Genomic DNA, 23,387 nt, shown 5'->3' with positions numbered 1-23,387 from the left:
CCGGGGTCGTGAGCGTGGATGGGACATGGCCCGTCCACGATCACTCGTCCCAGACCTGCACCACGTTCTGCCGGGTGATCAGTCCCGCCGCGATGTCCGCCGTGCAGGCGCACCACACGGTGGTCCCGTCCGGGTAGCGGCACAGGGTCGTCAGGGCGACCCGGTCCTCGCCGACCACCGGGTCGACCACCCGATGGGTCATGTCCCGGGAGTAGGTGTCCTCCAGCCAGGGACGGATCTGGTCCTTCCCCGTGAGGACCTGTGGCGACCTCGGTGGATGGTTCCGGTCGACGATGGTCACCTCGGCGTCGTCGGCATAGGACCCCAGCAGGGTCTCGGCGTTGCGTTCCTCCGTGGCCCGGGTGAAACCGGCCAGGTCGAAGGCTGTGTTGGCGTTCATGGCTGTGTCCTGGTGTTCGGGCCCTCCGCACGGCAATTCTCCCGCTGCGGGGCACCGTGGGCAACGGCCGCGGGCCGTGGTGGAGGACCTGGTCCGCGGTGCCGCCCGACCCTCATCCGAGGTCGCCGAGCTCGTTCAGCAGCGCCAGTCCGCGGCGGGCCCAGGCGATCTCCTGTTCGGCCTGGTCCACCGTCCCCCCGTGCGCGAACTCCTTGAACCGCATGATGCGCTCCCGCTGCTGCGGAGCCGTGGTGGACAGCCGGCGCTGGAGGGTGGGCTGGCTCTCACTGCGGATCTCATCGATCACCTGCTGGGCCAGATCCCGTTGGTGCTCGAAGTGGGCGATGTGGGACTCCAGCTGCCGCCGGGCGTCCCCCGGGTCCGCCCACTCGAAGTAGGCGGCCTTGAGTCGAGCCGGGTTGCGGACCGGAACGTAGGCCAGCGGTTCCCGCTGCCAGGCCCTCAGTGCCTCGTAACCCTCCGGGGACACGGAGTACTCCGTCTTCGTGGCCCCCTTGGTCCCCCACGGGACCTGGCGTGCGGTCAGCAACCCCTCGGCCTGCATCTTGCGCAGCTCCGGGTAGATCTGCGAATCCAGGGCGTGCCACACGTGACCCACCGAGGAGCCGAACTGACGGCTGGCGTCATAGCCGGTCAACGGGCCCGCGGACAGCAGGGCCAGCAGTGCATGGCGGAGACTCATCGCCGGACAACCTCCTCGTGATGTGGCGCACTTGGAAAACTCCGGCACCACCCCTTATGGTGATCCACATTACCAAATAACTCAGCCCTGAGTGAGTGCGCCCGTCAAAATAACTCAGGACAGAGTTATTGCTCGTCGGCAGGCACCGCCCCCTTGCCGGGCACCATCCGCTAGGAGTCACCATGACCACCACCGTCCAGGCCCCCGCTCACGCCCCCACACCGCTGGCGCCCACCGGGGCTGCCAACACCGAGGGGGCCACCACCTCGGCCACGATCTTCAACCACCCGCTCAACGCCTGGTACGTTGCCGCGTGGGACCACGAGGTCACCTCGAAGGGAATCCTGGCCCGCACCATCGCCAAGCGGCCCCTGGCCCTCTACCGCACCCAGGACGGCAAGGCCGTGGCCCTGGCCGACGCGTGCTGGCACCGCCTCGCGCCGCTGTCCCAGGGCAGGCTCGTCGGCCGCGACGGGATCCAGTGCCCGTACCACGGGCTGGAGTACAACTCGGCCGGTCGCTGCACCAAGATGCCGGCCCAGGAGACCGTGAATCCCTCTGCCGTGGTGCCGTCCTTCCCGGTGGTCGAGCGCTATCGCTACGTCTGGGTGTGGCTGGGTGATCCCACCCGGGCCGATCCGGACCTCGTCCCGGACATGTTCCAGATGGACAGCCCCGACTGGGCCGGGGACGGACTGGTGATCGAGGCCGACTGCAATTACCAGTTGATCCTGGACAACCTGATGGACCTCACCCATGAGGAGTTCGTCCACGCCGGCTCCATCGGCCAGGAGGAGCTGAGCGAGTCCGACTTCGAGGTCACCCACTCCGACCGCACCGTCACGGTCACCCGCTGGATGTACGGCATCGACGCCCCGCCGTTCTGGCTGAAGAACATGCGGGACAAGTTCCCCGGTTTCGAGGGCAAGGTCGACCGCTGGCAGATCATCCACTACGAATACCCGGCCACCATCCGCATCGACGTGGGCGTGGCCAAGGCAGGCACCGGTGCGCCCGAGGGCGACCGCTCCCAGGGGGTGAACGGTTTCGTCATGAACACCATCACGCCCAGGACGGACCGGTCCTCGCACTACTTCTGGGCCTTCATGCGCAACTACCGCCTGGACAGCCAACTGATCACCACCCAGCTGCGTGACGGCGTGCACGGGGTCTTCGGTGAGGACGAGGCCATGCTCAAGGCCCAGCAGGAGGCCATCGACGCCAACCCGGACTATGAGTTCTACAGCCTCAACATCGACTCCGGCGGCATGTGGGTCCGCCGGATCATCGAGAAGGCCCTGGCCGCCGAGGGCCGCCCCACCGCGGCCCCGGCCGGAAAGTCCCCGACGTCGGTCACCGGCGTCCCCGCCCAGGGGCGGGGTCGCTGATCATGGGCCACGCCCCCGCGAGCTCCTGGCAGGACTCCGTCGTCGTCGCCGCCACCGAGGTGGCCGACCGCATCCGTCGCATCACCCTGCGCCCCGTACGGCCACAGGCCGTCCGGCCCGGTGAGCACGTCGACGTGCGCGTGAGGATCGACGGCACCGAGCACCAGCGGTCGTACTCGGTGGTGGACGCCACCCAGGACGGCTCCGAGCTCTCGCTCAGCGTCTTCCACACGCCCACCTCCCGCGGCGGCTCGACATTCATGCACACCCTCACCGCCGGCGACCGGCTGCGGATCACCACCCCCCAGCAGGACTTCCCGCTGCGGATCGGCGCGCAGCGTTACGTGCTGCTCGCCGGCGGCATCGGCATCACGGCCCTGGTGGACATGGCCCGGGTCCTGAAGCGGGTCAAGGCCGACTACCGCGTGGTCTACGTGGGACGCACCCACGAGGCCATGGCCTATGCCGAGGACCTGGTCGCCGAGCACGGGGACCGCATCACCCTCCACACCGACGACTCCGACGGACGGTTCGACGTCCAGGCCCTGGTCCAGGGGATCGGCCACGGCACCGAGCTCTACATGTGCGGTCCCATCCGCCTCATGGACGCGGTCCGCCGGGCCTGGGCCGCCACCGACCTCGACCAGACCAACCTGCGGTACGAGACCTTCGGCAACAGCGGCTGGTTCGACCCCGAGCCGTTCCGAGTCCGCATCCCCCGCCTGGACGTGGAGACGGTCGTCGGTCCGGGCGAGTCCCTCCTGGAGGCCCTGGAACGGGACGGCGTGGAGATGATGTCCGACTGCCGCAAGGGAGAGTGCGGGATCTGCCAGGTCAAGGTCCTCGACGTCCAGGGACAGGCTGACCACCGGGACGTCTTCCACTCGGACCGCCAGAAGGACGCCACCAAGACCCTGTGCCCCTGCGTCTCACGGGTCGCCTGCGGCGGTACCGCTCGTGCTGCCGGCCCCGCCGTGCTGACCATCGACGTCACCTGAGCGTCGACGATCCCCTACAGCTCCCGTCGCCGAAGCGGCCGGGTCCACACCGGGCCCGGCCCCAGACCCAGACAAGGAACACCCGTGGAGTCCCAGACCCCCCACACGCCGGCCACCCAACCCCAGGAGGCCACCACCGCGGTCCCCCGGCGGGACCTCAAGCAGGCCATCGAGACCAGTCCCATGTCCGCCTACCAGTGGTTGCTCGTCGCCGTCGCCACCTTCCTCAACGCCCTCGACGGCTACGACGTCCTGGCCATGGCGTTCACGGCGACCTCCGTCACCGAGGAATTCGGCCTCAGCGGCGGGGAACTCGGCACCCTGCTGAGCACCGGACTCATCGGCATGGCCGTGGGTTCCCTCGTGGTGGGTCCCCTGGCCGACCGATTCGGCCGGCAGCGACTGCTGATCTCCGCCCTGGCCGTCAACGCCCTCGGTCTGGGCCTCTCGGCCACGGCCGGATCGGCCGTGGAGCTCGGCACCTGGCGTGTCATCACCGGGCTGGGCATCGGCGGCATCCTGGCCACGGTCACCGTGATCGTCAGCGAGTACTCGAACCGGCGTCACCGCGGCATGGCCGTCAGCATCTTCACCGCCGGCTACGGGGTGGGTGCCACCCTCGGTGGCATGGGCGCCACCCAGCTGATCCCCGCCTTCGGCTGGCGCAGCGTGTTCTTCGTCGGAGCCGTGCTCACCGTCGTCGCCGTGCTGCTGGTGCTGGCCTTCGTCCCCGAGTCGGTGGACTTCCTGCGGTCCAGGCAGCCCGCCAACGCCCAGGCGAAGCTGGACCGCATCGCCCGCCGTACCGGACAGACCGGTTCCTTCGGACTGGGGACCGCAGCGGAGGCCTCGCACCGCGGCAACGGCCCCACCGGACTGCTGGACCGGCGCTACCGGACGTCGACGGTCCTGCTGTGGGTTGCGTTCTTCCTCATCATGTTCGGTTTCTACTTCGCCAACTCCTGGACCCCCAAACTGCTCGTCGAGACCGGCATGTCCGAACAGCAGGGCATCATCGGCGGGATCATGCTGACCCTGGGCGGCACCTTCGGGTCCCTGCTCTACGGTGTCCTGACCACCAGGTGGAACCCCCGGCTCACCCTGGTCGTGTTCACCGTGCTCTCGGCCCTCACCCTGGTGCTGTTCATCACCACCACCTCCATCCCGCTGGTCGCCTTCTCCAGCGGCGTCCTCGTGGGCATGCTGATCAACGGTTGCCTCGCGGGCCTCTACACCGTGGCCCCGCAGGTCTACGGCCCGCAGTTGCGCACCACGGGCGTGGGCTTCGCCATCGGCGTGGGCCGGGCCGGTGCCATCCTGGCGCCGATCACCGTCGGTTTCCTGCTCGACGCCGGCTGGTCGCCCACGCAGCTCTACATCGGCGTGGCGGTGGTCGTCCTGGCGGCGGCCTTCGCTGCCTTCGGGCTGCGGCCGTACCAGGACAACCCGTCCGGAGCGTCAGGTGCCGACGGGGACCACCCGGCCGCCGTCAGCCCGGGGGCTCCTGCCGCCCCGTCCCGCGAAACCATCACACACGACGAGTAGGACCAGTGATCCATCGGGTGAGGGGGCGCCACCGGGCCCACGACAGGTCTCGGGCATGGCGGGCGATCCCGAGTACGTGAGACCGGTTCATGGCGGCAGCCCTCTCGTGGGGCCTTGACAGAGTCCGCCCCGCGAAAGTGCGGTTGGGCTCGCGCCCATGCGGGATGTTCGCATACGGCCCCGCGTCATCTGAACGGTTCACCGGTCGGGTCCTACGGGACGCTGGCCGAGGGGTCCGACGTCGATCCACGCCAACCGCCCGGGCGTCCGGTGGGGGTTCGTCGTGTGGGACGGTATGAGCAGTGATCCCAGTTCCGCGTTCAGGGCCTGGCCGTAGCGAGTGCTCTGGTGGTCCATTGCTCCCGGGGGCCTGAGCGTCGCTGCAGGTCATTCCGACGGCGTTGGGTATCGAGTGCCCAGCTTCTCCGTCAACGACAGCCGCACGGTGGACCACTCGGACTCGATGATCGAGAACACCACCACGTCGCGCATGGTCCCGTCGCGCCACAGGTCGTGATTGCGCAGCACGCCATCCTGCTTGGCTCCCAATGCGGCCACGGCAGCCCGGGAGCGATGATTGTGCCAATGCGTGCGGAACTCCACGGCGATGCACTCCAGAGCCTCGAAGGCGTGGGCGAGCTGCAACAGTTTCACCTGCGTGTTGACCCCGGTGCCCTGGACGCTGGGGGCGATCCAGGTGGAACCGATCTCCAGACGCCGGTGGTCCGGTCGGATGTTCAGGAACGTCGTCATTCCCACCGCCCGCCCGTGTGCATCACGGATGGTCCACGGCACGATCTGGCCGGCGGCGTGGTTGGTCAGTCGCTTGTCGATCTCCGCGCTCATGCGATCCGGTGAAGGTAGCCGGGTGTACCAAACCTTGTAGAGGTCACCCTCTGCTACGGCCTCCGCCAATTCTTCGGCATGCTCGGAAGCCAACGGCTCCAGGGTCGCCAAGGGTCCGGTGAGCCGGGGAATCGCCAGAAAATCCATGCCATCAGGCTACTGAGCGCACAAGGCCCCAAGCCGCATCCGAAAGGAAACCGGTCATGAGCCAGATGCAGCGTGACAACTGCGGATGGTCCTATCGAGGATCCCCTTGTGGGCCCACATGACGAGGAGGATTCATCTGGGAGTTCAGGACCTCACCCTTCTTCACGTCCCGGCAATGGGGCGCCGGCTAGGAACGCCTCGTACTGGGCCTTCGCCTCGGGCTCGCTCGTGGGCTGCTGAGTCGAGTAGCGCCCGTCCGTGCGGTCCCGCTTTGGCCCGGAGATCCAGTAGAGGTCGTCGGTGTCCACGTCGTAGAAGTTCGCATCCCCGTCCACGTTGGCCCGAGCCGTGCCGGTCACTCGTGCAAGGGTGCGGTCGTGGAAGTATGCGGTCCGCCAGGTCTTGGAGAAGCGCACCCACCCGATCCAGGCGGGCCCACGATCGCGGCCATAACCGGTCTTGAGCTGGACGTACATGATTCGGTCGGGCATGCCTTCAGGATAGGTATGCCCCGTTGCGTCCGAATCCCACTCGTGCGGTCCGCCAGATGCAGCGCGCCCAACTGAACTGCCGGCAAGAACTGGCGGGAGGCTTCAGGGCGTCACCAAATCGTCGAACGCGGCGTCGCGGCTGATTCGTCCCCGAATTTGTCGACGTTGTGTCTGTTAGGGATCCTTCGCTGGGACGGTACTGGTGAACCGCTTCTAGGCACACCGTCGTGCCGGTCAGGATTCCACTTGCGGAAAGGCGAAGAGGGGTCACCGGAGCACCTCTTGAGGCACAGCTCGTTTGAATGCCCTCGTAGTAGCGTCGCAATATGAACGACAGCGAGGGTCAGCCTCCTGTGGTGCGGATGTTCCCGGACTACGCCGACACCGTTCTGTGGTTCGGGGGACCCGTACCGTACGACGAATCCGGCCTCAGTGAAGGGCTGGTCCGCGAACTAGAGGATTGGGAACAGTCCTACTGCGACTCACTGACGCCCGACGAAGACTGGAAGTCATCAGAACTGGCCCGCCAGTTCACCGCGGAAGGCAACCGTCTGGCCCAACGGGTGGCAGATGAACTGGGTGACGGATACGAAGTCCAGTTCAGCTCCTACGAACCCGGTGTCCCGCCGCGCAGGTTCCGTGGGGCGCGCTCGAGCCTCAATCCTCAAGCCGCCGCTGCCTTCGGAGAGCTAGAAGCGACTCTGATCGCGGAGCAGGAGAAATCCGACAACGTTGCAGGTGTTCCTGACGGAGATAACTCCGAGTGGTTCGCCGTTGCCCCGTTGACGGGCGCCATCTTCAGACCGCATCGGTAGACCATCCCTGGTGGGGCACAGGTCTTCATTGGCACCGTTGACGAGTCTTCAAGGGGGGCCGGTGCCAGCCCCGGCAACAGATGCCCCCTAAGGTGGTTCAGGTCACCTAGAGGAAGGCGGGGGCGCCGGGCGATGTCGCGAAAAGGCACACACGGATGGATACGGTGCATCGTGGGAACAGCCGCCCTAGGGTTGATCCTCAGCGCCTGTGGAGCCCCAGACCGGGGAGTCGAAGCCAGCAGGCCGGCCGACCAGCAGGCGTCGCAGAGCAGTCCGCAATCGACCTTCAGAACCGAGGCGCAGATTAGCCCGCCGGACGCCATCTCACCCAGTGCGCGGGTGCCGGGAATCACGTGCCAACATCCGGAGGACACCATGGACGACGAACTGGTCAAGGCCCATCCCGCGTTCACGCGGCACTTCTCGGCACCGGTCTACGACGATCCCGCCAACGAGCTCGCCCCCTTCGGTTCCGACGAAGGATGGGACTTACTGTTCACCGTCGCGCAGCGGTGCGAAGAACTGACCGACACCGCCACACTGGATGATGTTCTTGCCCTGGCCGAGGTACCGGTAGCGCACGAGTGGGGTGAGAACCCCGAGGGCGAGCAGTGGTACGAGGCCGCCACCTTCGTCGCGGCAGCCGGGTTCACCCTGCTGCGGTTGACCGGCCAGATAGACCCGGCCGGTCATCAACGGACCATTCAGGCGGTCGACATCCTGATCGACTACTTCGGGGAGCACCCCGACCTGCTCCAACAGAAAGCGGATCTGCAAAGCTGGCCGACCGAGACCACCCCTCAGGGCTGACCACCACGGTCCCCGTCCGTGTGCTCGAGCCCAGAACTCGACGGCCCGCATCTCATTCGAGGATCCTCGACCGAGACAATGGGTGGTTCACCACGGTCGTGGCGTGGATGCGTGTACCAGGCGTGCGGTCTGCCCGAACTGGCCCTGGTGGCTGGTAACCGCCGAGACTCGTGCCAGTCCGTCTTCGAGGAAAGGAACGCGGTTGAGCAAGAACCGTCTTTCTGCACTGCAATCCGAGGCGTTCATCCTGCTCCCGGACACGGTGCAGGACCTGGATGACTTCGTCTGCCACCCGGAGCGGTACCTGGTGAGTCTGTACGCCGACCCCCGACGGGCCACCGAGCTGTGGCGCGAGCGATCCAGAAGGCATCCCTATGGCAGCGAGGGACTGCTGCGCCTGTCCTACCGCGGACGAGAACTCATCCACCCGGCGTTGTGGGACGAGGTCTCCGGGGTGTGGTTCGCCCTGATCGACTGCCTCCAGGCCTACCTGCAGACCGGCAGGGGCTTGAGCTCGTTCCCTGGCCAGCCCGTGGACGTGGAGATGCGGCGCGCCCGGGCGGGAGCGGTGTTCGGCGTCAACGGCGACCGGGTCCTGGTGGACCCGACCGAGTTCATCCCCGGACTGCTCGATGAGGCCGAGCGATACTCCCGGTGGGTCGAAGACCGCATCGGCACCCTGGACGCACCCACGGACCAGCAGACCGGTGCCCTCCGGCAGGCTCTGGCCAAGCACACCCGATGAAGCGGCGCCCCGCCTAAGACCCCGTTCACAGGAGGTCGCGCCCGGATGGGGATCCCTAATCGGCTCGGCCTCAGTGGCTCGGCGCCCGCTCATGCCGTGGGCCGGGGGGTGCTTTCTCTATTGCACGGATTATTCTCTTCATACGATTTTTTCATGGTCAGTGACGAGCAAGTCCAGGAGTAAGCAGACGAGGCCGAAGCTGGTTACGACGTCGAGGAATTGAAGCGCCGCGGGCGCGGCCGCCCCGGTCGCGGGCTGAGCCAATGCAGGTCGTTGCCGTGCGCCTCACTGCCGAGGAAATTGCGGCACTGGATGAGCGGGGCGCGCGAGAGCACCTGTCACGCTCGGAGACAATCCGCCGCGCCCTGACTGACTTTGTAGCGTGAAAGTCCACGCCAGCGCACTCAAGCACGGAGTACTCCCCGAGGACGCGGTCCAGGCAGCCGACTGGTTCCAGTGGATAGAACCCCTTAGAGGGAGATGACTGGCCGCATCGTGAGTTACGGCTCGGCTTCGACACCGGGGCCCGCTTGCTTAAGACCGTTGAACTGGTCTTTGAAAGTGGCGAGCAGATGGTGAGCCATGTCATGCCATGCCCGCCAGGAGGCAATATTGGGACCTGCTCCCCTAATCCCAGCCTCCTTCCTGCCGCGATGCGGCTGCATGTGCCGCCGGGGCCGCTGGTGGCGTGGCGTCGGCTGTCCAGCGTGAATGCATGACGCTGGCCAGCCGACGCCAACCATGCTTCACCGATGCGATGTTGACTCCGCGAGGTGGGTCTCGGCCGCGGCGCGTTGGCGTTCGATGGCGCGGTAGACCGTCGAGCGGCCGACGTCGAAGAGTTCGCCGACCTCGAGGATGCTGTACTGGCCGCTGTGGACCAATGAGACCAGATGCGCCTCCTGGCGACGGTTGAGCTTGGGCTGCTTGCCGCGCAGACGGCCCTTGTCCCGGGCGATCTTCATCCCCTCGCGGGTGCGCAGCCGGATCAGGTCGGACTCGAACTCCGCGACCATGGCCAGGACGTTGAACAGCAATCGCCCGATGGCGTCGGTGGGGTCGTAGACCGACCCGCCCAGCGACAGGCTGATCTGCCGGGCCGTTAGCTCGTCGGCGATCGCCCGGGCATCGGGCACCGACCTGGCGAGGCGATCGAGCTTGGTCACTACCAGGGTGTCGCCGGCCCGGCCGGCAACCAGTGCTTCGCGCAGACCGGGGCGTTCGCGGTTCGTGCCGGTCAGGCCGTGGTCGACGTAGACCCGCTCGGGCTCGACGCCCAGGCCGAGCAGGGCGTCGCGTTGGGCGGTCAGGTCTTGCTGGTCGGTGGAGCAGCGGGCATATCCGATAAGCAGTGCGCTCATGGCGCACCTCCAAAAGGTTGGCTCGGCCCAGCCCGGGATGGCTGGACTCGAGTGTCGAGCAGCGCTCGATCCTGCCACCAAGCGCCTTCCATCACGGGCTCTGCAAGACCCAGCGATCCATCGCCTAGGAGGACCCACGTCTGGGCACGAATCACCGCACCTTCAGTCCTTCGGTGGTCTCAACGACCGGATGCCGTAGGCCGTTCCCCCACGACGGAGATCGGTCGGGCTATCGCACCAGCAAGTTCTCGTGGACCTGACCCCACCCGTCATCAGTGAGCTTGGTGACGTCAACCCCGTCGCGGACCACCCTGGCCTCGGTGCTCTCCATCTCGAGCGTCGCCAGCTGGGTGGCGACGTTCGAGTGGCCACTACAGGCGGACGATTCCGCTTCCATGGCCACAATGCACACGCCGCTTGCGATGCCAGGGTCGACGGGCTTGGCGAGGAAGTATGAGATGAGATGCCGATACCGGCCGCTGCCAGAGCCTTGCGTTGCATCGGGGCTCCTGACCATGGACGTTGGGGTATCTGCCACCCTAGTCAGACGCGAGTGAACCATGTCATGGTCAGGCGATTTCGTTTGGGTAACCGGGGGTCGTGCGCCTGGTCCATACTGCGACATCGATCGGTACGACAGGGGGCCGTGTCACCGATCAACTCTGAACGAATGTCGTCACTGCCCTTCGAAACTGCGGCATAGTCAGCGACTGGCCAGCCTGCGCCGCGAGGGTGGCCCCCGGGTGGAATGGCCGGTGAGGTGTTCACCGCCGAGTCGCGCGGGGTGCTGGGCGGAGATAGTCCGTGAGGAACCCGCCCAGCAGCCCTGCCGCCACGAGCACCAGGGCCGGCCACAGGATCAGCGGTCCCGTGATGACGGTGACGTCGAAACCGACCAACGGCTTAAGCACCAGGGCGGTCACCACGTAGGCAATCGCCAGCAGGACCGTGACAGCAATCACGCGCTGGCCTTGGCTGCGCCGCTTCACTGCGGGGAAACTCGCTGCGTACTCTTGGGCGGTGCCGAACTCGGCCTCGGGCGACGAGTCATCGGATGCCGTGTGGGCACGCACCTCTTCGATCGCCTCGGCCACTTGGGCTTCCGGAACTCCGCGCAGGCGCAGGTTGAAAGCCAAATCACGTTCGTAGGTCATGAAACGTCCTGTCAGTTGGTGCGGAGAGTTGCCAGCATCTGGCTCATGTGGTCCCACGCGGCGTGGGCCCGTCCGAGTTCGTTAACTCCGAGCGGTGTCAACTCGAACACCTTGCGGCCCGGTCCGGTCTTATCGTGCTCCCACCGGTGCTCCACCAGGCCTTGGCCCTCGAGGCGTCGAAGCAGTGGATACAGGGTGCCTCCCTGGACCCGGGGAAAGCCACTGCCGCGCAGGACCTCGACCAGGGCGTACCCGTGCTGCGGTCCGGCGCTAAGCAGAGCGAGTACGGCCTGAGGGAGTGCGGCCCGGGTGATTTCCGTGGACCAGTCGATCGAGGCCATGTTAGATAGTAACGCTATCTAGATGGTCGCACCGCTTCACGTACCGATTAGACATCTTCTGCCAACATTGACGCGGGAGGCCGCCCCGTCTCCGACGAAGGATCCCCCGTGTGGGAAGCTGGCGATGCTCTCTATGGCGCGCCTGGTGTAGGACGCGCCTTGGTCTGGTGGCAGGATGCAGAGTGATCAGGGAGCGGCTTTCGGTGGGCACGGAAACAGCCTGCATAGGGACCGCAGAAGCAACTGGCGGGCAGTCGCAAGGCTGTGGCCCCTGTGAGCGGCTCCGTCGAGACGGGGCTGCAGGTGGCTCAGAATCTCGTCATGAGTGCGCCACGAGCGTCTGACACGGCAGGATGCGCCTTGGGGGTCATGTCGCCGGGTACATTCGGTGCACACCACGGTTTCGAGGCGCCCTGTTCTCGACCACTGATTTGGCCGCTAAAGAGTGGCCGTGACGCACGAGGGAAGACATGAGTGCTGCACCGACCATCACCGAGATCGATGGCGTGGAGGTCCACTGGCGCGCTTTGCCGGGGCGCCTGCGGGCGGACCTGATCTTCCGTGCGGGTGCGGTGGACGAGGCCTTCCACACTCTGGGTACGGGACACCTCGTGGAGCACCTGGCCTTCGCCGAGGTAGAGGACCTGGACCCAGACGTGAACGGCTGTTCCGGAATGCTCACCACCACCTTCCAAGTGGAAGGGACGCCGGAGAAGGTGGCCCATCAACTCCGGTCTCTGTGCCGGGCGATCTCCGACCTGGCCGACGGTTCCCTGCCCGCAGCCCGGATCGAGCACGAGAAGAGGATCCTCGCGGCCGAGGGCGACGTCTCGGCGCTTGGGGAACCGGCCGTGGCCGAGGCACTGACGGTCCGTTACGGACTGCGCGGACCGGGTCTGGCCGGGGTGTCGTCGCGGTTCATCGAGAAGCTGACCGATGCCGAGATCCGTTCCTTCACTCGTGAGTACTTCACCCGCGGCAACGCCTTGCTGGTACTCAGCGGTGACCCCCCGGCCGGTTTGCAGCTTCCCTTGCCCGAGGGTGCCCGTCGCTCCGTGCCGGAGTTCGATCCCGTCCCATTGGTCTTGCCCGGGGAGTACACCACCGGCGGTGAGGACCTGGTGTTGTCCTTCCAGGTGCCAGGAATGTCCGCCGCGGCAGACCCGGTGGCTCGGCTGGTGCTCGGGACGCTACGCCGCCGGACCTTCCGACGGCTGCGCCGGGACGCTGGGGTGGTCTACGACATCGAGGCCGGCCAGGCACTGCAGCCACAGTCCGGGGTGGCGGTGGTCATCGTTCGGGTCGCGAAGACCTCCCTGCCTCAGGCGGCCGAGGGGATTCTGGGTATCCTGCGCGAACTGCGGGACCACGGCGTGACGGACGCCGACCGGGAGGCGGCCTACCAGGAGGTCCAGGACCAACTCGAGGACCCGCACCACGAGACCGTCGAGCTCTTCGACGCCGCCGAGGCAGGCTTCCTGCAGGCGCCGCAACCTTCCCTGCAGGACCTGGGTGCAGCTGTGCGCGCGATCACCAAGGAGGACGTGCGAGCCTGGCTGGCCGGGCTGGATTCGACCCTGGCCGTCGGGGTACCGGCCATAGACCTCGACGACGAGCCCGAGCCGGGCACCTCGGGTCTGGTCGCAACGGTGATGGGCCCCCTACCGGGCCCGGAGGTCACCGGGACGGTCTACCCCGTCAAGATGTTCGCGCGACTGGCTGGGGTGCCCAAGGGACTCAAGCTGGTCGTGGGTGAGAGTGGCGTGTTGGTCACGGACGGCCAATTTCGGCGGTCCCTGGCCTGGGACCAGGTCGCCGCGGTGGAACAGGACGCCTCGGATCCGGACGACGTCCAGACCACCGTCGTCGGCGTCAACGGCGAGGTCATCGAGGTCCCGACGGCCGTGCTGAAGGGCGGGGACCGCGCCGTAGACCAGATCTGCCAGCACGTCCCGCAACGACGGCAAATCACCACACACCTTCGCGATGACCGTGCCGAGCATCGAGAACAGGGACCAGTGTGAGGAAAGCTATTGCGGGCGTCGCGCTCAGCGTGATGCTGGGCATCGCGCTGACCGGATGCGGCGAAGACGCCGAGAGCCAGGGCCCGGACACTGGGGATTTCGCCTACGTCACCGACGCGTCCCCGGCAGCGTCCAACGGCGGGGAGGGGGCGGGGGGTCCGACGGAAATGCCCACGATTGCGGTGATGGACGATGACCGTTTCTGGCACATCATTGACCAGTCCGGGTCATCGGCCGGTGGCAGCGTCGAGGACCAGACCGGCAGCCTGACCGCCACACTGGCGGGTCTGACGGCCCAGGAGATCGCGGCGTTTGACGTGGCCTTCGCGGCCCACCGGGACGAGCTCTACTCGTGGGATCTGTGGGGCGCGGCGTACCTGTTGATGGGCGGGTGCTCGGATGATTGCTTCACGGACTTCCGCAGCTGGGTCATCGCCCAGGGCCAGGACTACTTCGAGGCCGTGAAGTCCGACCCCCAGGCCTTGGCCGATGGCCGTTTGAAGGATGCCGGGCAGGTCGCCGAGGCGGAGTTGTTGTCCTACGTCGCCATGGACGTCTACGTGGAGGCGACCGGCCGGGAGATCTTCATGGACTACGGGTCTCGTCCGGGAGCGGAGATAGCCGCGGAGCCCACAGGGCAGGAGTGGGATGAGGACGATGAGGACGCGCTCCGCGCCCGCTACCCGAAACTGAACCCGCTGCCGTACTGGTAGCCAGGAACTGCTCACAGCGCCGAAGCACCGCCCGCGTTTCGCACGAATGACTGCGGGCTCGCGCTCAGCCGCGTCCGTTCGGGCATCCGCTTCCGGGCCGCACCGCAGCGCTTCAGTGGCCTGAACGACCAGGCGCCATAGACGGTTCCGTCACTGCGATTCACGCCCTTACCCACATGTGTCCATCGGCCCCGTCGCGCAACCCACGGGTTACCGTCCAACCCGAGGGGGAATCTTGGGTCGGCAGTGTGACTGCTGAGATACGTGGCGTTCTCACCCTGGGTTGAACACCTTCCGCCTCCGGTTGACGGCCCCGTCCACGAGGGGATTTTCTGATCTCAGGTCAGGAGGCGTTGCAAGCCCTCACGGTACTGGCGGTACAGCTGGACAGGTTCCAGGGATTCACCGGCGTCGGCCAGTTCGGCCCAGTGGTCCCAGCAGGACCGCCAGAGCAGCATGGCGGTCTCGGCGATGAGCCGGGCCGTCATGAGGTTCATGTCTGCCCCGCCTCGCCTGAGCAGACGGTCGCGTAGACGAAGTACGAGCTCGTGCTCCTGGGCGGTCGCCAGGCCTCGGATGTCCGGTTCGCGCAGCAGGATCCGTCGGACCCGCTGGTTCGTCTTCAGGTCTTCCTGGGGCTCGGCGGCGATGACGGCGGCGGCCATCTCCTCGACCGCCCGGAGCGCGGCATCGGGTCCGGTGCCGTCGAGTTCGAGGGCGTCGATGGCCCGGAGCAGCCGGCGCTGGCCGGGCAGGACGGCTTGTTCCTTGGAGGCGAAGTGTCGGAAGAACGTCCGGGAGGAGACCCCGGCGCGGGCGGCGATCTGCTCGACGGTCGTGGCCTTGACGCCTTGGGCCTCGAAGAGGTCGACGGCCGCCCGGTGGATCGATTCCTGGGTCTCCAGTCGTCGGCGGGTCCGCAGGTCCGGCACGTCCCGGACCGGGATGCCCGGGGCGGGGTTCCCTCCGGCAGCGTTCCTGGTGGGGTTGTGGTGGGCCACGGGCACCCTTCATCGTTTTGGCCGCTATGCGGTGTGATTCTAGGCACGTTCCAGCACCTACGGTTAGCGACAGTACTTGCCATTCTGGCACACTGTGACACGAACCCGGCCGGCCCTGCCTTGGCCGAGTGCGCCCATTTCCTCCCCTATCCCACGCTCCGGTGTCTCCGAAGACGGGATGCCCTAGAAAGTACTGGTGGTCCATGACCGATGTCATCACCCGGGATGCCAACCCGCCCACGGACAGCATTCCCGCTCTACCTTCCCGCCCACGCGCCCAGAAACGTGTCGGTGGGATGATCGCCGTCGCAGCAGCCGCGGCCTTCCTGGCCACCTTCAACGAGACCTTCCTCAACGTGGCCTTCACGCCGATCATGGAGGACTTCGGCGTCGACGTGAACACCGTGCAGTGGCTGACCACCGGTTACCTGTTGGTGGCCGCGGTGTTCGTACCGGTCTCGAACGTGCTCTATCACCGGTTCCCCACCCGCCCGCTGTTCGTGGCCGTCGTTGCCCTGATGGTCCTCGGATCCGTGGTGGGAGCCTTCGCTCCGACCTTCGGAGTGCTCCTGGTGGCACGACTGGTCCAAGCCATCGGAACGGGCCTGCTCACCCCCATCGGCATGAACATCACCCTGGCCGTCTCGCCGCGCGAGAAGCTCGGCCTGAACATGGGCATCATGGCCGCGATGACCACCCTGGGGCCGTCCCTGGCGATCGTGCTCTCTGGCGTGCTGCTGACCATCGCCCCGTGGACCACCCTGATGTGGGTCTTCGGCGCTCTGTGCCTCATCGTCCTGCTCGCCGGCGCGATCACCTTGCGAACCGTCGCCGACCTGGGTCGGCCGGTCCTGGACATTGCCTCGCTCCTGCTGGTCGCGGTGGGTCTGGTCGGCGTCCTGTACGGCGTGACCGCGGCCTTCGGGGGATCCCCCCTCTACGCGGGCGTCGCCGGCGTCGTCGGAGTGTTCGCGATGTGGCGGTTCATCGTCCGCCAGCGTCGCATCAAGCACCCCCTGCTGGACCTGCGCCCGTTCTCCAGCCCGGCGTTCGTGTTCGGCGTGCTGATGACCATGCTGGGGCTGGTGTTCGTGTTCGCGATGAACGTCATCATCCCGTTGTACCTGCAGGGGGCACGCGAGATCACACCGCTGGGTGCCTCCCTCACGCTGGCACCGGGGATCCTTCTCACCGTGGTCATGGGGCCGGTGGCCGGTCGCCTCTTCGACCGCCGCGGCGGTCGCTGGTCGATCCCGCTCGGATTCCTCATCATGGCCGGCTTCGTCACGCTGGTGGCGGTCGCGGCGGGACAGGCACCGGTCCCGGTCCTCGGGTTGCTCTACATCCCCGCGGTGCTGGCTACCGCCTTCGTCATCGGACCCTCGCAGACGTTCGCCCTGTCCCATCTCGACCGGGAGACCAGTCCGCACGGCGTGACGGTGGTCTCCACCAGCTTCCAGATCGCCGGCTGTGTGGGCACCTCGCTGGCCGCCGGCATCTACGGTGCACTGACGGCCGCGAACGTACGCGCCGGGCTCGGCGAGAGCGAGGCAATGCTCACCGGCTTCCACGGCGCTGCCGCCCTGGTGGTCCTCACCTCACTCATCGGCATCGCCCATGCCATCCTCGCGTACCGTTCGGTTCGCTCGCGTCGCTCGGATGAGCTCGATCAGAGCTCGGCGCACACCGTCGCATCGATCATGAAGTCCGAGGTCTACGCCCTGTCCTGGGACCAGTCGGTGCTTGACGCCCTGCGCACCTTCGCAGCACGCGGCATCTCGGGGGCGCCGATCCTCGACGACAAGGGATCATTGGCAGGCTTCCTCTCCGACGGCGATGTCATGCGCTATCTGTCTGCCGCCCATCCGTCCTCGATCTCGATCTACTCCTATGCGGTTGGTGCCGATGACGACCTCGAACAGGCCATGTCCGATCTGGCGAACCTGAATGTCATGAGGCTGGCCACCCGCGATGTCGTCACCATCACGGCCGGCGCATCGGTCGCAGATGCTGTCGCTGCGCTGTCGGACGCACGGCTGAAGAAGGTGCCGGTGGTCAACGGCGAGGATGATCGCCCGGTGGGTATCGTGAGCCGGGCGGCGATCAACCTCCTAGCGATCGCCAACTACCTCCGCACTCGCGATCAGACCCTGCAGTCTGAAAAGACAACGACAGCCTGATCCGCAAAACAGCCGACACACCGTTCATAGGAGGAGGCCACCTTGGCTCGTCAGTCGGTGTCTTGGAGGCCCAGGACGATTTCATGGCCACGCATGCACCACAGCCTGTAGGCAGGATCGAACCGGGTAAGGCGTGGTGAGCCGAAAGCAGTGAGGCCCGCCGAGCGCAGAACGGTACGCAACGCCTTCAGATGCCTAAGATAGTCGGCCCCACTCCAGCGTCCCGAGGGCCTTGACCAGACCGGGGGACAGAATGCCTCCGTAACCGCCCACCACACTGACGATCGCTGACGACCCCTTGCCAGACCTCACCCCAGTAGTGGATCCCGTTTCGGGCAGGAGCCATTGCACATGCAGCCTCCGCCGGCCTCGGCGAACGGGTGCCGCAAGCCGCTCCCCCTAGGGGTCAACCCCGCTACCGGCATGGCTCAAGGGGGCGAGCTGCCGCGGGGTTGGGCGGGACGATCGGTGGGCGCGTGCGATGATCGGTGCGGAAGGCATCGGTTGGTCACGGCACGGGGGGCAGGCATGGGTATCGAGCTTCGCGACATCTCGCTGGACGGGGGACGCATCCACTACCTGGTCGCCGGTTCCGGCCGGCCGCTGCTGCTCTTGCACGGCGTCGGGGAGAGCTCGGCGTACTGGCGCGAGGTCCTGCCCCGGCTGGCCAGCCGGTACACCGTGTACGCGCCGGACCTGCCCGGGTACGGCGCCAGTGACCCGTTGCCCTCCGATGAGGCGCCGGCACCGGAACGCCTGGCCGAGGCGATGGCGGCCTTCCTCGACACCGTCAACGGAGCCGAGGCGCCACCGGCCGTCGTGGTCGGTCACTCCCTGGGTGGCAGCATCGCCCTCGAGCTCGCCCTGGGCTACCCGGACCGCGTCCATCGCCTGGTCCTCGAGGACTCCGCGGGACTGGGCCATTACGTCAACCCGGCCCTGCGTGCCCTCACCGTCCCCGGTTACGGTGACGTCGCAACGCGAGCCGGACGCACGAGCATCGGCGCGGTCCACCGTGCGTGGGCCCGGATCCCGCTGATGTTCGCCCAACCACACTTGGCGCCGCCGCACTGGGTGGCGGAGCAGCGTCGCCTGGCGGGCCTGCCACACCACCTGCATACCTCCTTGGCCGCCCTGCGCACCCAGGCCGGTCCCTTCGGGCAGCGCCGGGTGCTGCTCGATGCCCTGCCCCAGCTCCGGATCCCCACCCTCATCATCTGGGGGGCTCAAGACGCGGTCGTCCCGGTATCCCAGGCCCGTCACGCAGCATCCCGACTGCGACATGGTCAACTCGCCGTCGTCCCGGGCTGCGGACACGTCCCCCACCTCGAACGCCCCGAGCACTTCCTGGACGCCCTCCAGTCCTTCGACACCACCTGAGGCACCCACCGTTTCCTCACGGATCCGGAGAATGGCCGGTGGTCAACGCTTCGGCTGAGGCTGCGCTGCTGAGATCTCTGGGCAACGTCGGGCCGATGATCATCGGCATCTGCGCGGGCGAGAAGTCCGGTTAGTCCTCGGGGGCGACCGGCGACACGTGCTCAGGAGACTGGGGGGACGTCAGCCCCCCGGCGGCGGGGCGCGGCGATTGCCGGCGTCCATCCAGTCAACGGCAGGGCGCCGCCGGGCTTAGACGGCTTGACGGTAGGCCTCGATCGCTTCACGATGAATACGCACGCGGGCGGCGACCTCGTACCCGTTGTTCTTGGCTCAGGTCCGGATGAGCGTGGCTTCCTGTGCGGCCTCCGGCGCCGCGACCGGGCGCGCGAAATACGTAGTTCCTCATTTCGGCCCGTAACTGCTTGGCAGTGTCCTGGCTGAGGTCGAGCTCGTAGTGCCGGCCATCCACACCGAACCGGACGGTCCCCGCAACCGGTGCACCGGTGAGGTCACCGACCAGGACCGTCTCGATCTCCATCGGGTCCCAGGTGACCTGGCCACCGGTGACTACGGACCTGTTCCTGGGCGGCCGCCGTCCGGCCGCGAGCTGCATCGTCTTGCTCGGGGTTGCTTACGGTTCGGCGAAGGGAGCCGGGGTGGTCCGTTTGCGAGTGGTCAGGTACAGGCGGTGGGCGGTGATGACAATCGCCAGCCATGCCAGGCCCAGGAGCCAGGCGGCGAGGACGTCGGTGAACCAGTGGTGACCCAGGAAGACCCGGCTGATCCCGATGGTGAGAGCGAAGGTTGACGCGAGGGTGATGGTCAGCACCCGGGTACGGCGGGAGTGTTGGCGCAATAGCAGTACATAGGCGACGATGCCAGCGATCACGAGCGCGTTGAGGGTGTGCCCGGACGGGAAGGATGCAGAGTGCTCATACGGGGGGACCGCATCAGCCAGGGGTGGGCGGGTCCGGCCGATGAGGTTCTTTCCGGACAGGGTCATGAACAAGGACCCGGCGGCGGCGGTGATCAGGATGACGGGCGTCCAGGAGCGTCGCCTCAGGGCGAGGGTGACCATGGTGGCGGCGGCGAGGATGGGCATCCCCACCACCCCGGCGATATTGGTGTAGGCCGTGGCCAGGACGTTTGTGCCGGGAGAACGCAGCCCCAGCATGGTGTCCAGGACGGGGTGGTCAAGCGCGGCTACCCCGTTGGCCTGCGTGACGGCCTCATAGGTCTCCGAGGCCAGCCACGTCATCGTCACGGAGATCCCCGCCCCGAGCGCCAGGAGCAGCACCAAAGCCTGATAGGGGCCCAGGAGCCTGCCGATCCGGTTGACGCTGTCGGCGAGCCATAGGCCCGGGCCGGACTTCCACCGGGTGAGGTCCCGCGTCCCGATGTAACGGTCCTGGTCCAGCTCGCCCTCGGTACCCAGGCTGGCGGACCGTTCCGGTCCGGGAGTAGGTTCCGGCATGCTCATCTCCTTACTCGTCACTGGTTTTTCATGGGTCCCTCTTGGGTGCCGCGACATAGCCCCCGGCCCGACACCACACAGTGCGGGCTCTCCCGGGGGCATGGGCGACGGCATCCGGGCCGTCATCTTCACCGCCTGCGGACGTGGACGCTGGGACAACAGGCAGTGAAACAGTCCCCGCGACAGGCCAGTGCGGGGCACGGTACGGGAAGGGAGGGGTGCGACCCACGGAACCGGCGCGGCGGCACGCCTGGTTCGCAGGACCTGAACTGTACCTCGTAGCCGTCGCCCAGTTCGTCGGCCACGCGCGCGGCCAGACGGTTGCCCTCTGCGGTGAAGTGGCGGGCCAACTCCGCTGACTTCCAGGATGACGCACGCCCTACTTGCCTCCCCGGACGTGGTCGGTGAACCTCCATCCGCCTGAGGTCCTCGTGCCCTGGAGTCCGGCTAGGACTCTGAACCTCCGAAGCGTGAATCCGGCACATGATTGCATCCTCACGGAGCGCCGGAGGGGAACTTCCCTGCAGGGTCGTCGAACCATTGTGGGGCACCGGGGGCCGTCTTAGAGTGATTGCTGCACCGACGGTCGGCCACTAGGGCAAGTGGCCGTTCTTGGGGACGTTGAATCCAGGATCTGGACTCTCCACGGCAACCCTTCATGATCGCGAGACAGCCCCCGACCAGACTGTTGATAACAGCCAGTCAAGTCCTCCACTCCCCCGGCCTCAGTCAACCAGGCCGCAGGTCATCTCGAGGTGTGCTGTCTTCGGTCGCCCCGTGAAAGAAGACCGAGATGTCCCATCAACCTCGTCACGACCCGGCGTGTTCGCGTCCGAGTGCACGCACACGGGTCAAAGTATCCATGTACCGCAGCGTCGCTGCCGTCATCATTGCGGGGGGCCTGCTCGCCGGCGGCGTGGCGCCTGCCACCAGTGCGCCAGGACCGGTGACCGCCCCTCAGCCGACGGCCGCCAGTTGCACCGCCCAGTCCCCGCCGAGCGACGTCGGGAAGGGACTGCTGCACGAATAGGTGACATCTGATCTGTGACGCTGTGAGGCGTTGCTGGAAGGATGAACACCGTGCCCAAGCCCTATCCCCAGGAGTTCCGCGACGACGTCGTGAACGTCGTCCGCAACCGTGAAGCAGGCCAAACGATCAAGCAGATCGCCGCGGATTTCGGCATCGCCGAGTCCTGTGTGCGCAACTGGATACGCCAGGCCGAGGTCGAGGACGGCGCCCGGCCCGGAACGCCCGCAGCGGAGAACGCGGAACTGCGCGAGGCCAAGAAGCGCATCCGGTTGCTGGAGCAGGAGAACGAGGTGTTGCGCCGGGCGGCGGCCTACCTGTCGCAGGCCAACCTGCCGTCAAAAGGCTCTACCCGCTCGTGAAGGAGCTCGCCGCCGACGGTATCCCCGTCATGGTGACGTGTCGGGTCCTGAAGCTCTCCCGCCAGCCCTACTACCGCTGGCTCGCCACCCCGGTCGCCACCGCCGAACTCACCGAGGCCTACCGCGCCAACGCCCTGTTCGACGCCCACACCGATGACCGGGAGTTCGGCTACCGGTACCTGGTTGAGGAGGCCCGGGATGCCGGTGAACCGATGGCCGAGCGCACCGCCTGGCGGATCTGCTCGACCAACGGTTGGTGGTCGGCGTTCGGCAAGAAACGCGGCAAGAACGGCAAGACGCCTGGCCCTCCGGTCCACGACGACCTGTGCGCCTACCTCGACGAGCACGGCGCGACCCGTCACCGGTTCGCCGCCGACGGGCCGAACGCGTTGTGGCTGTCCGATATCACCGAACACCGCACCGCGGAGGGCAAGCTCTACCTCTGCGCGATCAAGGACGTGTACTCCAACCGGATCGTGGGCTACTCCATCAGCGACCGGATGAAGTCCCGGCTCGCGGTCGCGGCGCTCAACAACGCCGTCGCCCGCCGCGGTGACGTGGCCGGCTGCGTGGTCCACACGGACCGAGGATCTCAATTTCGAAGCCGAAAGTTCGTGCGCGCCCTGCACCGCCACGCCATGGTCGGTTCCATGGGCCGGGTCGGGGCGGCCGGGGACAACGCCGCGATGGAGAGCTTCTTCGCGCTGCTGCAGAAGAACGTCCTGGATCGTCGCCGGTGGGCCACCCGCCAGGAGCTGCGGCTCGCGATCGTCACCTGGATCGAGCGGACCTACCACCGCCGCCGCAGGCAATCATCCCTGGGCCGATTGACCCCCATCGAATACGAGACCATCATGACCACAGCTGCCGCTTAGGCAGCCTGACCCACCCTGTCACCTATCGGTGCAGCAGTCCCGAACGCCATGGCGTGGGAGATCCATCGCCTGGTCAATGAGCAGCGGACGCAAAACGGCCTTGCGGCCCTCGAGGTCGACCAAGGTGTCAGCAACGCTGCCATCAAGCACTCTCAGAACATGGCCCGGACTGGAATCTTCAGCCATGTGATCAACGGCAAAGGCCCCGCTGACCGGCTCAAGGACGAAAACGTCTCGTTCACCTCATACGGCGAGAACATCTACAACACCTGGTGCCAGATGAACGGCAAACCAGCCTATGCCGTAGACGGGTTCCCCCAGAAGGCGGTGACTGCATGGATGAACTCCGCAGGGCACCGCGCCAATATCCTGAACCCGGATTTCACCCACACCGGGATCGGTATCTGGGCAATCCCCAGGGACAACAAGGGGTACATGTACACCACCCAGGTCTTCATCGAGCGCTGACCGCGCTGCGTGAAGGAACGACCAGATAGCCATCGGCCCCCGTCGCGGGTCCCGGTTCGACCGGGATCCGCGACTTCAGACTATTCAACCCGTCCGTCCTGAACGGGTGGGCGACAGATATCAGGGCTCTCCCATCCCC

Annotated in this window: 23 protein-coding genes and 1 pseudogene; 13 read left to right on the top strand and 11 right to left on the bottom strand. The window is 66.8% G+C overall.

Annotation, left to right across the window (positions count from 1 at the left end; translation table 11 throughout):
* Positions 1–40 precede the first annotated feature (40 nt).
* Both GGQ69_RS05180 and GGQ69_RS05175 read right to left on the bottom strand, forming a co-directional pair.
* Complete coding sequence (locus tag GGQ69_RS05180) at positions 41–400, bottom strand: nuclear transport factor 2 family protein (protein ID WP_183525483.1); 360 nt, start codon at positions 398–400, stop codon at positions 41–43.
* A gap of 112 nt (positions 401–512) precedes the next feature.
* Positions 513–1,103, bottom strand: a complete 591-nt coding sequence (locus GGQ69_RS05175) for a PadR family transcriptional regulator (RefSeq protein WP_183525480.1) — start codon at positions 1,101–1,103, stop codon at positions 513–515.
* Positions 1,104–1,285: 182 nt separating this feature from the next.
* Between GGQ69_RS05175 and GGQ69_RS05170 the strand changes: the two genes are divergently transcribed.
* The 3 genes from GGQ69_RS05170 (at position 1,286) to GGQ69_RS05160 (ending at position 5,034) form a co-directional block, all read left to right on the top strand.
* Complete coding sequence (locus tag GGQ69_RS05170; protein WP_183525477.1) at positions 1,286–2,491, top strand: aromatic ring-hydroxylating dioxygenase subunit alpha; 1,206 nt, start codon at positions 1,286–1,288, stop codon at positions 2,489–2,491.
* A gap of 2 nt (positions 2,492–2,493) precedes the next feature.
* Positions 2,494–3,489: a PDR/VanB family oxidoreductase gene (locus tag GGQ69_RS05165; protein ID WP_183525474.1), complete on the top strand. Its 996-nt coding sequence runs from the start codon at positions 2,494–2,496 to the stop codon at positions 3,487–3,489.
* A gap of 84 nt (positions 3,490–3,573) precedes the next feature.
* On the top strand, positions 3,574–5,034 hold the full coding sequence (locus GGQ69_RS05160; RefSeq protein WP_370577108.1) for an MFS transporter: 1,461 nt from the start codon (positions 3,574–3,576) through the stop codon (positions 5,032–5,034).
* A gap of 387 nt (positions 5,035–5,421) precedes the next feature.
* Here the strand turns inward: GGQ69_RS05160 and GGQ69_RS05155 are convergent, their stop codons facing one another.
* Positions 5,422–6,027: a GNAT family N-acetyltransferase gene (locus GGQ69_RS05155; RefSeq protein ID WP_183525472.1), complete on the bottom strand. Its 606-nt coding sequence runs from the start codon at positions 6,025–6,027 to the stop codon at positions 5,422–5,424.
* Positions 6,028–6,179: 152 nt separating this feature from the next.
* Positions 6,180–6,518 carry a hypothetical protein gene (locus tag GGQ69_RS05150; RefSeq protein WP_183525469.1) on the bottom strand — a complete coding sequence of 113 codons (339 nt, stop codon included), beginning with the start codon at positions 6,516–6,518 and terminating at the stop codon, positions 6,180–6,182.
* Positions 6,519–6,844: 326 nt separating this feature from the next.
* Here GGQ69_RS05150 and GGQ69_RS05145 point away from each other — a divergent pair, with 326 nt between their 5' ends.
* From GGQ69_RS05145 to GGQ69_RS05130, 4 genes and pseudogenes are all read left to right on the top strand, one after another.
* Positions 6,845–7,333, top strand: a complete 489-nt coding sequence (locus GGQ69_RS05145) for a hypothetical protein (RefSeq protein WP_183525466.1) — start codon at positions 6,845–6,847, stop codon at positions 7,331–7,333.
* Between the two features lie 375 nt (positions 7,334–7,708).
* Positions 7,709–8,143 (top strand): hypothetical protein, encoded by a 435-nt coding sequence (locus GGQ69_RS05140; protein ID WP_183525463.1) that lies wholly within the window; start codon positions 7,709–7,711, stop codon positions 8,141–8,143.
* Between the two features lie 202 nt (positions 8,144–8,345).
* The gene (locus GGQ69_RS05135; protein WP_183525460.1) at positions 8,346–8,888 is read left to right on the top strand and encodes a hypothetical protein; all 543 of its coding nucleotides are present in this window, start codon (positions 8,346–8,348) and stop codon (positions 8,886–8,888) included.
* A 153-nt stretch (positions 8,889–9,041) separates the two neighbouring features.
* Positions 9,042–9,274, top strand: a pseudogene (locus GGQ69_RS05130) (ribbon-helix-helix protein, CopG family).
* A 360-nt stretch (positions 9,275–9,634) separates the two neighbouring features.
* Here the strand turns inward: GGQ69_RS05130 and GGQ69_RS05125 are convergent.
* The 4 genes from GGQ69_RS05125 to GGQ69_RS05110 all read right to left on the bottom strand — a co-directional run bounded on the left by GGQ69_RS05125 (position 9,635) and on the right by GGQ69_RS05110 (position 11,744).
* On the bottom strand, positions 9,635–10,249 hold the full coding sequence (locus tag GGQ69_RS05125; protein WP_183525457.1) for a recombinase family protein: 615 nt from the start codon (positions 10,247–10,249) through the stop codon (positions 9,635–9,637).
* A gap of 229 nt (positions 10,250–10,478) precedes the next feature.
* Positions 10,479–10,646, bottom strand: a complete 168-nt coding sequence (locus GGQ69_RS05120; RefSeq protein WP_183525454.1) for a hypothetical protein — start codon at positions 10,644–10,646, stop codon at positions 10,479–10,481.
* A gap of 367 nt (positions 10,647–11,013) precedes the next feature.
* Entirely contained in the window at positions 11,014–11,403 is a 390-nt protein-coding gene (locus tag GGQ69_RS05115) for a hypothetical protein (protein ID WP_183525451.1), read from the bottom strand.
* 11 nt (positions 11,404–11,414) lie between these two features.
* A complete protein-coding gene (locus GGQ69_RS05110; protein WP_183525448.1) occupies positions 11,415–11,744 on the bottom strand; it encodes a PadR family transcriptional regulator in 330 nt (109 codons plus the stop codon).
* Positions 11,745–12,214: 470 nt separating this feature from the next.
* On the opposite strand from GGQ69_RS05110, the gene GGQ69_RS05105 reads away from it, so the two are divergent.
* Together GGQ69_RS05105 and GGQ69_RS05100 are read left to right on the top strand one after the other, a co-directional pair.
* On the top strand, positions 12,215–13,768 hold the full coding sequence (locus tag GGQ69_RS05105; protein ID WP_183525445.1) for an insulinase family protein: 1,554 nt from the start codon (positions 12,215–12,217) through the stop codon (positions 13,766–13,768).
* Between the two features lie 185 nt (positions 13,769–13,953).
* Positions 13,954–14,481 (top strand): DUF4240 domain-containing protein, encoded by a 528-nt coding sequence (locus GGQ69_RS05100; RefSeq protein ID WP_183525442.1) that lies wholly within the window; start codon positions 13,954–13,956, stop codon positions 14,479–14,481.
* 338 nt (positions 14,482–14,819) lie between these two features.
* On the opposite strand, the gene GGQ69_RS05095 is transcribed toward GGQ69_RS05100, so the two are convergent.
* Entirely contained in the window at positions 14,820–15,482 is a 663-nt protein-coding gene (locus GGQ69_RS05095) for a TetR/AcrR family transcriptional regulator (RefSeq protein ID WP_183525439.1), read from the bottom strand.
* A 203-nt stretch (positions 15,483–15,685) separates the two neighbouring features.
* Between GGQ69_RS05095 and GGQ69_RS05090 the strand changes: the two genes are divergently transcribed.
* Together GGQ69_RS05090 and GGQ69_RS05085 are read left to right on the top strand one after the other, a co-directional pair.
* Positions 15,686–17,662, top strand: coding sequence for an MFS transporter (locus tag GGQ69_RS05090; protein WP_221243349.1), 1,977 nt, complete (start codon positions 15,686–15,688; stop codon positions 17,660–17,662).
* A 528-nt stretch (positions 17,663–18,190) separates the two neighbouring features.
* Positions 18,191–19,042, top strand: a complete 852-nt coding sequence (locus GGQ69_RS05085) for an alpha/beta fold hydrolase (protein ID WP_183525436.1) — start codon at positions 18,191–18,193, stop codon at positions 19,040–19,042.
* Positions 19,043–19,322: 280 nt separating this feature from the next.
* Here the strand turns inward: GGQ69_RS05085 and GGQ69_RS16815 are convergent, their stop codons facing one another.
* Positions 19,323–19,580, bottom strand: a complete 258-nt coding sequence (locus tag GGQ69_RS16815) for a histone-like nucleoid-structuring protein Lsr2 (RefSeq protein ID WP_183525433.1) — start codon at positions 19,578–19,580, stop codon at positions 19,323–19,325.
* Positions 19,581–19,673: 93 nt separating this feature from the next.
* The gene (locus GGQ69_RS05075) at positions 19,674–20,516 is read right to left on the bottom strand and encodes a phosphatase PAP2 family protein (protein ID WP_183525430.1); all 843 of its coding nucleotides are present in this window, start codon (positions 20,514–20,516) and stop codon (positions 19,674–19,676) included.
* A 1,080-nt stretch (positions 20,517–21,596) separates the two neighbouring features.
* Here GGQ69_RS05075 and GGQ69_RS05070 point away from each other — a divergent pair.
* Together GGQ69_RS05070 and GGQ69_RS05065 are read left to right on the top strand one after the other, a co-directional pair.
* Positions 21,597–22,780 (top strand): IS3 family transposase gene (locus GGQ69_RS05070; RefSeq protein ID WP_183523301.1). Its coding sequence is split into 2 segments (ribosomal slippage): positions 21,597–21,881 and positions 21,884–22,780, totalling 1,182 coding nucleotides; the frame shifts between segments, so codons are not numbered across the junction.
* Between the two features lie 48 nt (positions 22,781–22,828).
* Positions 22,829–23,248 (top strand): CAP domain-containing protein, encoded by a 420-nt coding sequence (locus GGQ69_RS05065; protein ID WP_183525427.1) that lies wholly within the window; start codon positions 22,829–22,831, stop codon positions 23,246–23,248.
* Positions 23,249–23,387 lie beyond the last annotated feature (139 nt).

The sequence above is a fragment of the Micrococcus sp. TA1 genome (assembly GCF_014199555.1).
Taxonomy (GTDB): Bacteria; Actinomycetota; Actinomycetes; order Actinomycetales; family Micrococcaceae; genus Citricoccus.
The sequence above is the reverse complement of the archived record's forward strand: the minus strand, read 5'-3'. Positions and strand labels throughout refer to the sequence as shown.

Bases quoted from the DNA above. Each gene is read 5' to 3' on its own strand.
- GGQ69_RS05180 (WP_183525483.1), bottom strand. From the start codon at position 400: ATGAACGCCAACACAGCCTTCGACCTGGCCGGTTTCACCCGGGCCACG.
- GGQ69_RS05175 (WP_183525480.1), bottom strand. From the start codon at position 1,103: ATGAGTCTCCGCCATGCACTGCTGGCCCTGCTGTCCGCGGGCCCGTTG.
- GGQ69_RS05170 (WP_183525477.1), top strand. From the start codon at position 1,286: ATGACCACCACCGTCCAGGCCCCCGCTCACGCCCCCACACCGCTGGCG.
- GGQ69_RS05165 (WP_183525474.1), top strand. From the start codon at position 2,494: ATGGGCCACGCCCCCGCGAGCTCCTGGCAGGACTCCGTCGTCGTCGCC.
- GGQ69_RS05155 (WP_183525472.1), bottom strand. From the start codon at position 6,027: ATGGATTTTCTGGCGATTCCCCGGCTCACCGGACCCTTGGCGACCCTG.
- GGQ69_RS05150 (WP_183525469.1), bottom strand. From the start codon at position 6,518: ATGCCCGACCGAATCATGTACGTCCAGCTCAAGACCGGTTATGGCCGC.
- GGQ69_RS05145 (WP_183525466.1), top strand. From the start codon at position 6,845: ATGAACGACAGCGAGGGTCAGCCTCCTGTGGTGCGGATGTTCCCGGAC.
- GGQ69_RS05140 (WP_183525463.1), top strand. From the start codon at position 7,709: ATGGACGACGAACTGGTCAAGGCCCATCCCGCGTTCACGCGGCACTTC.
- GGQ69_RS05125 (WP_183525457.1), bottom strand. From the start codon at position 10,249: ATGAGCGCACTGCTTATCGGATATGCCCGCTGCTCCACCGACCAGCAA.
- GGQ69_RS05120 (WP_183525454.1), bottom strand. From the start codon at position 10,646: ATGGAAGCGGAATCGTCCGCCTGTAGTGGCCACTCGAACGTCGCCACC.
- GGQ69_RS05115 (WP_183525451.1), bottom strand. From the start codon at position 11,403: ATGACCTACGAACGTGATTTGGCTTTCAACCTGCGCCTGCGCGGAGTT.
- GGQ69_RS05110 (WP_183525448.1), bottom strand. From the start codon at position 11,744: ATGGCCTCGATCGACTGGTCCACGGAAATCACCCGGGCCGCACTCCCT.
- GGQ69_RS05105 (WP_183525445.1), top strand. From the start codon at position 12,215: ATGAGTGCTGCACCGACCATCACCGAGATCGATGGCGTGGAGGTCCAC.
- GGQ69_RS05100 (WP_183525442.1), top strand. From the start codon at position 13,954: ATGGACGATGACCGTTTCTGGCACATCATTGACCAGTCCGGGTCATCG.
- GGQ69_RS05090 (WP_221243349.1), top strand. From the start codon at position 15,686: ATGACCGATGTCATCACCCGGGATGCCAACCCGCCCACGGACAGCATT.
- GGQ69_RS05085 (WP_183525436.1), top strand. From the start codon at position 18,191: ATGGGTATCGAGCTTCGCGACATCTCGCTGGACGGGGGACGCATCCAC.
- GGQ69_RS16815 (WP_183525433.1), bottom strand. From the start codon at position 19,580: ATGGAGATCGAGACGGTCCTGGTCGGTGACCTCACCGGTGCACCGGTT.
- GGQ69_RS05075 (WP_183525430.1), bottom strand. From the start codon at position 20,516: ATGCCGGAACCTACTCCCGGACCGGAACGGTCCGCCAGCCTGGGTACC.
- GGQ69_RS05065 (WP_183525427.1), top strand. From the start codon at position 22,829: ATGGCGTGGGAGATCCATCGCCTGGTCAATGAGCAGCGGACGCAAAAC.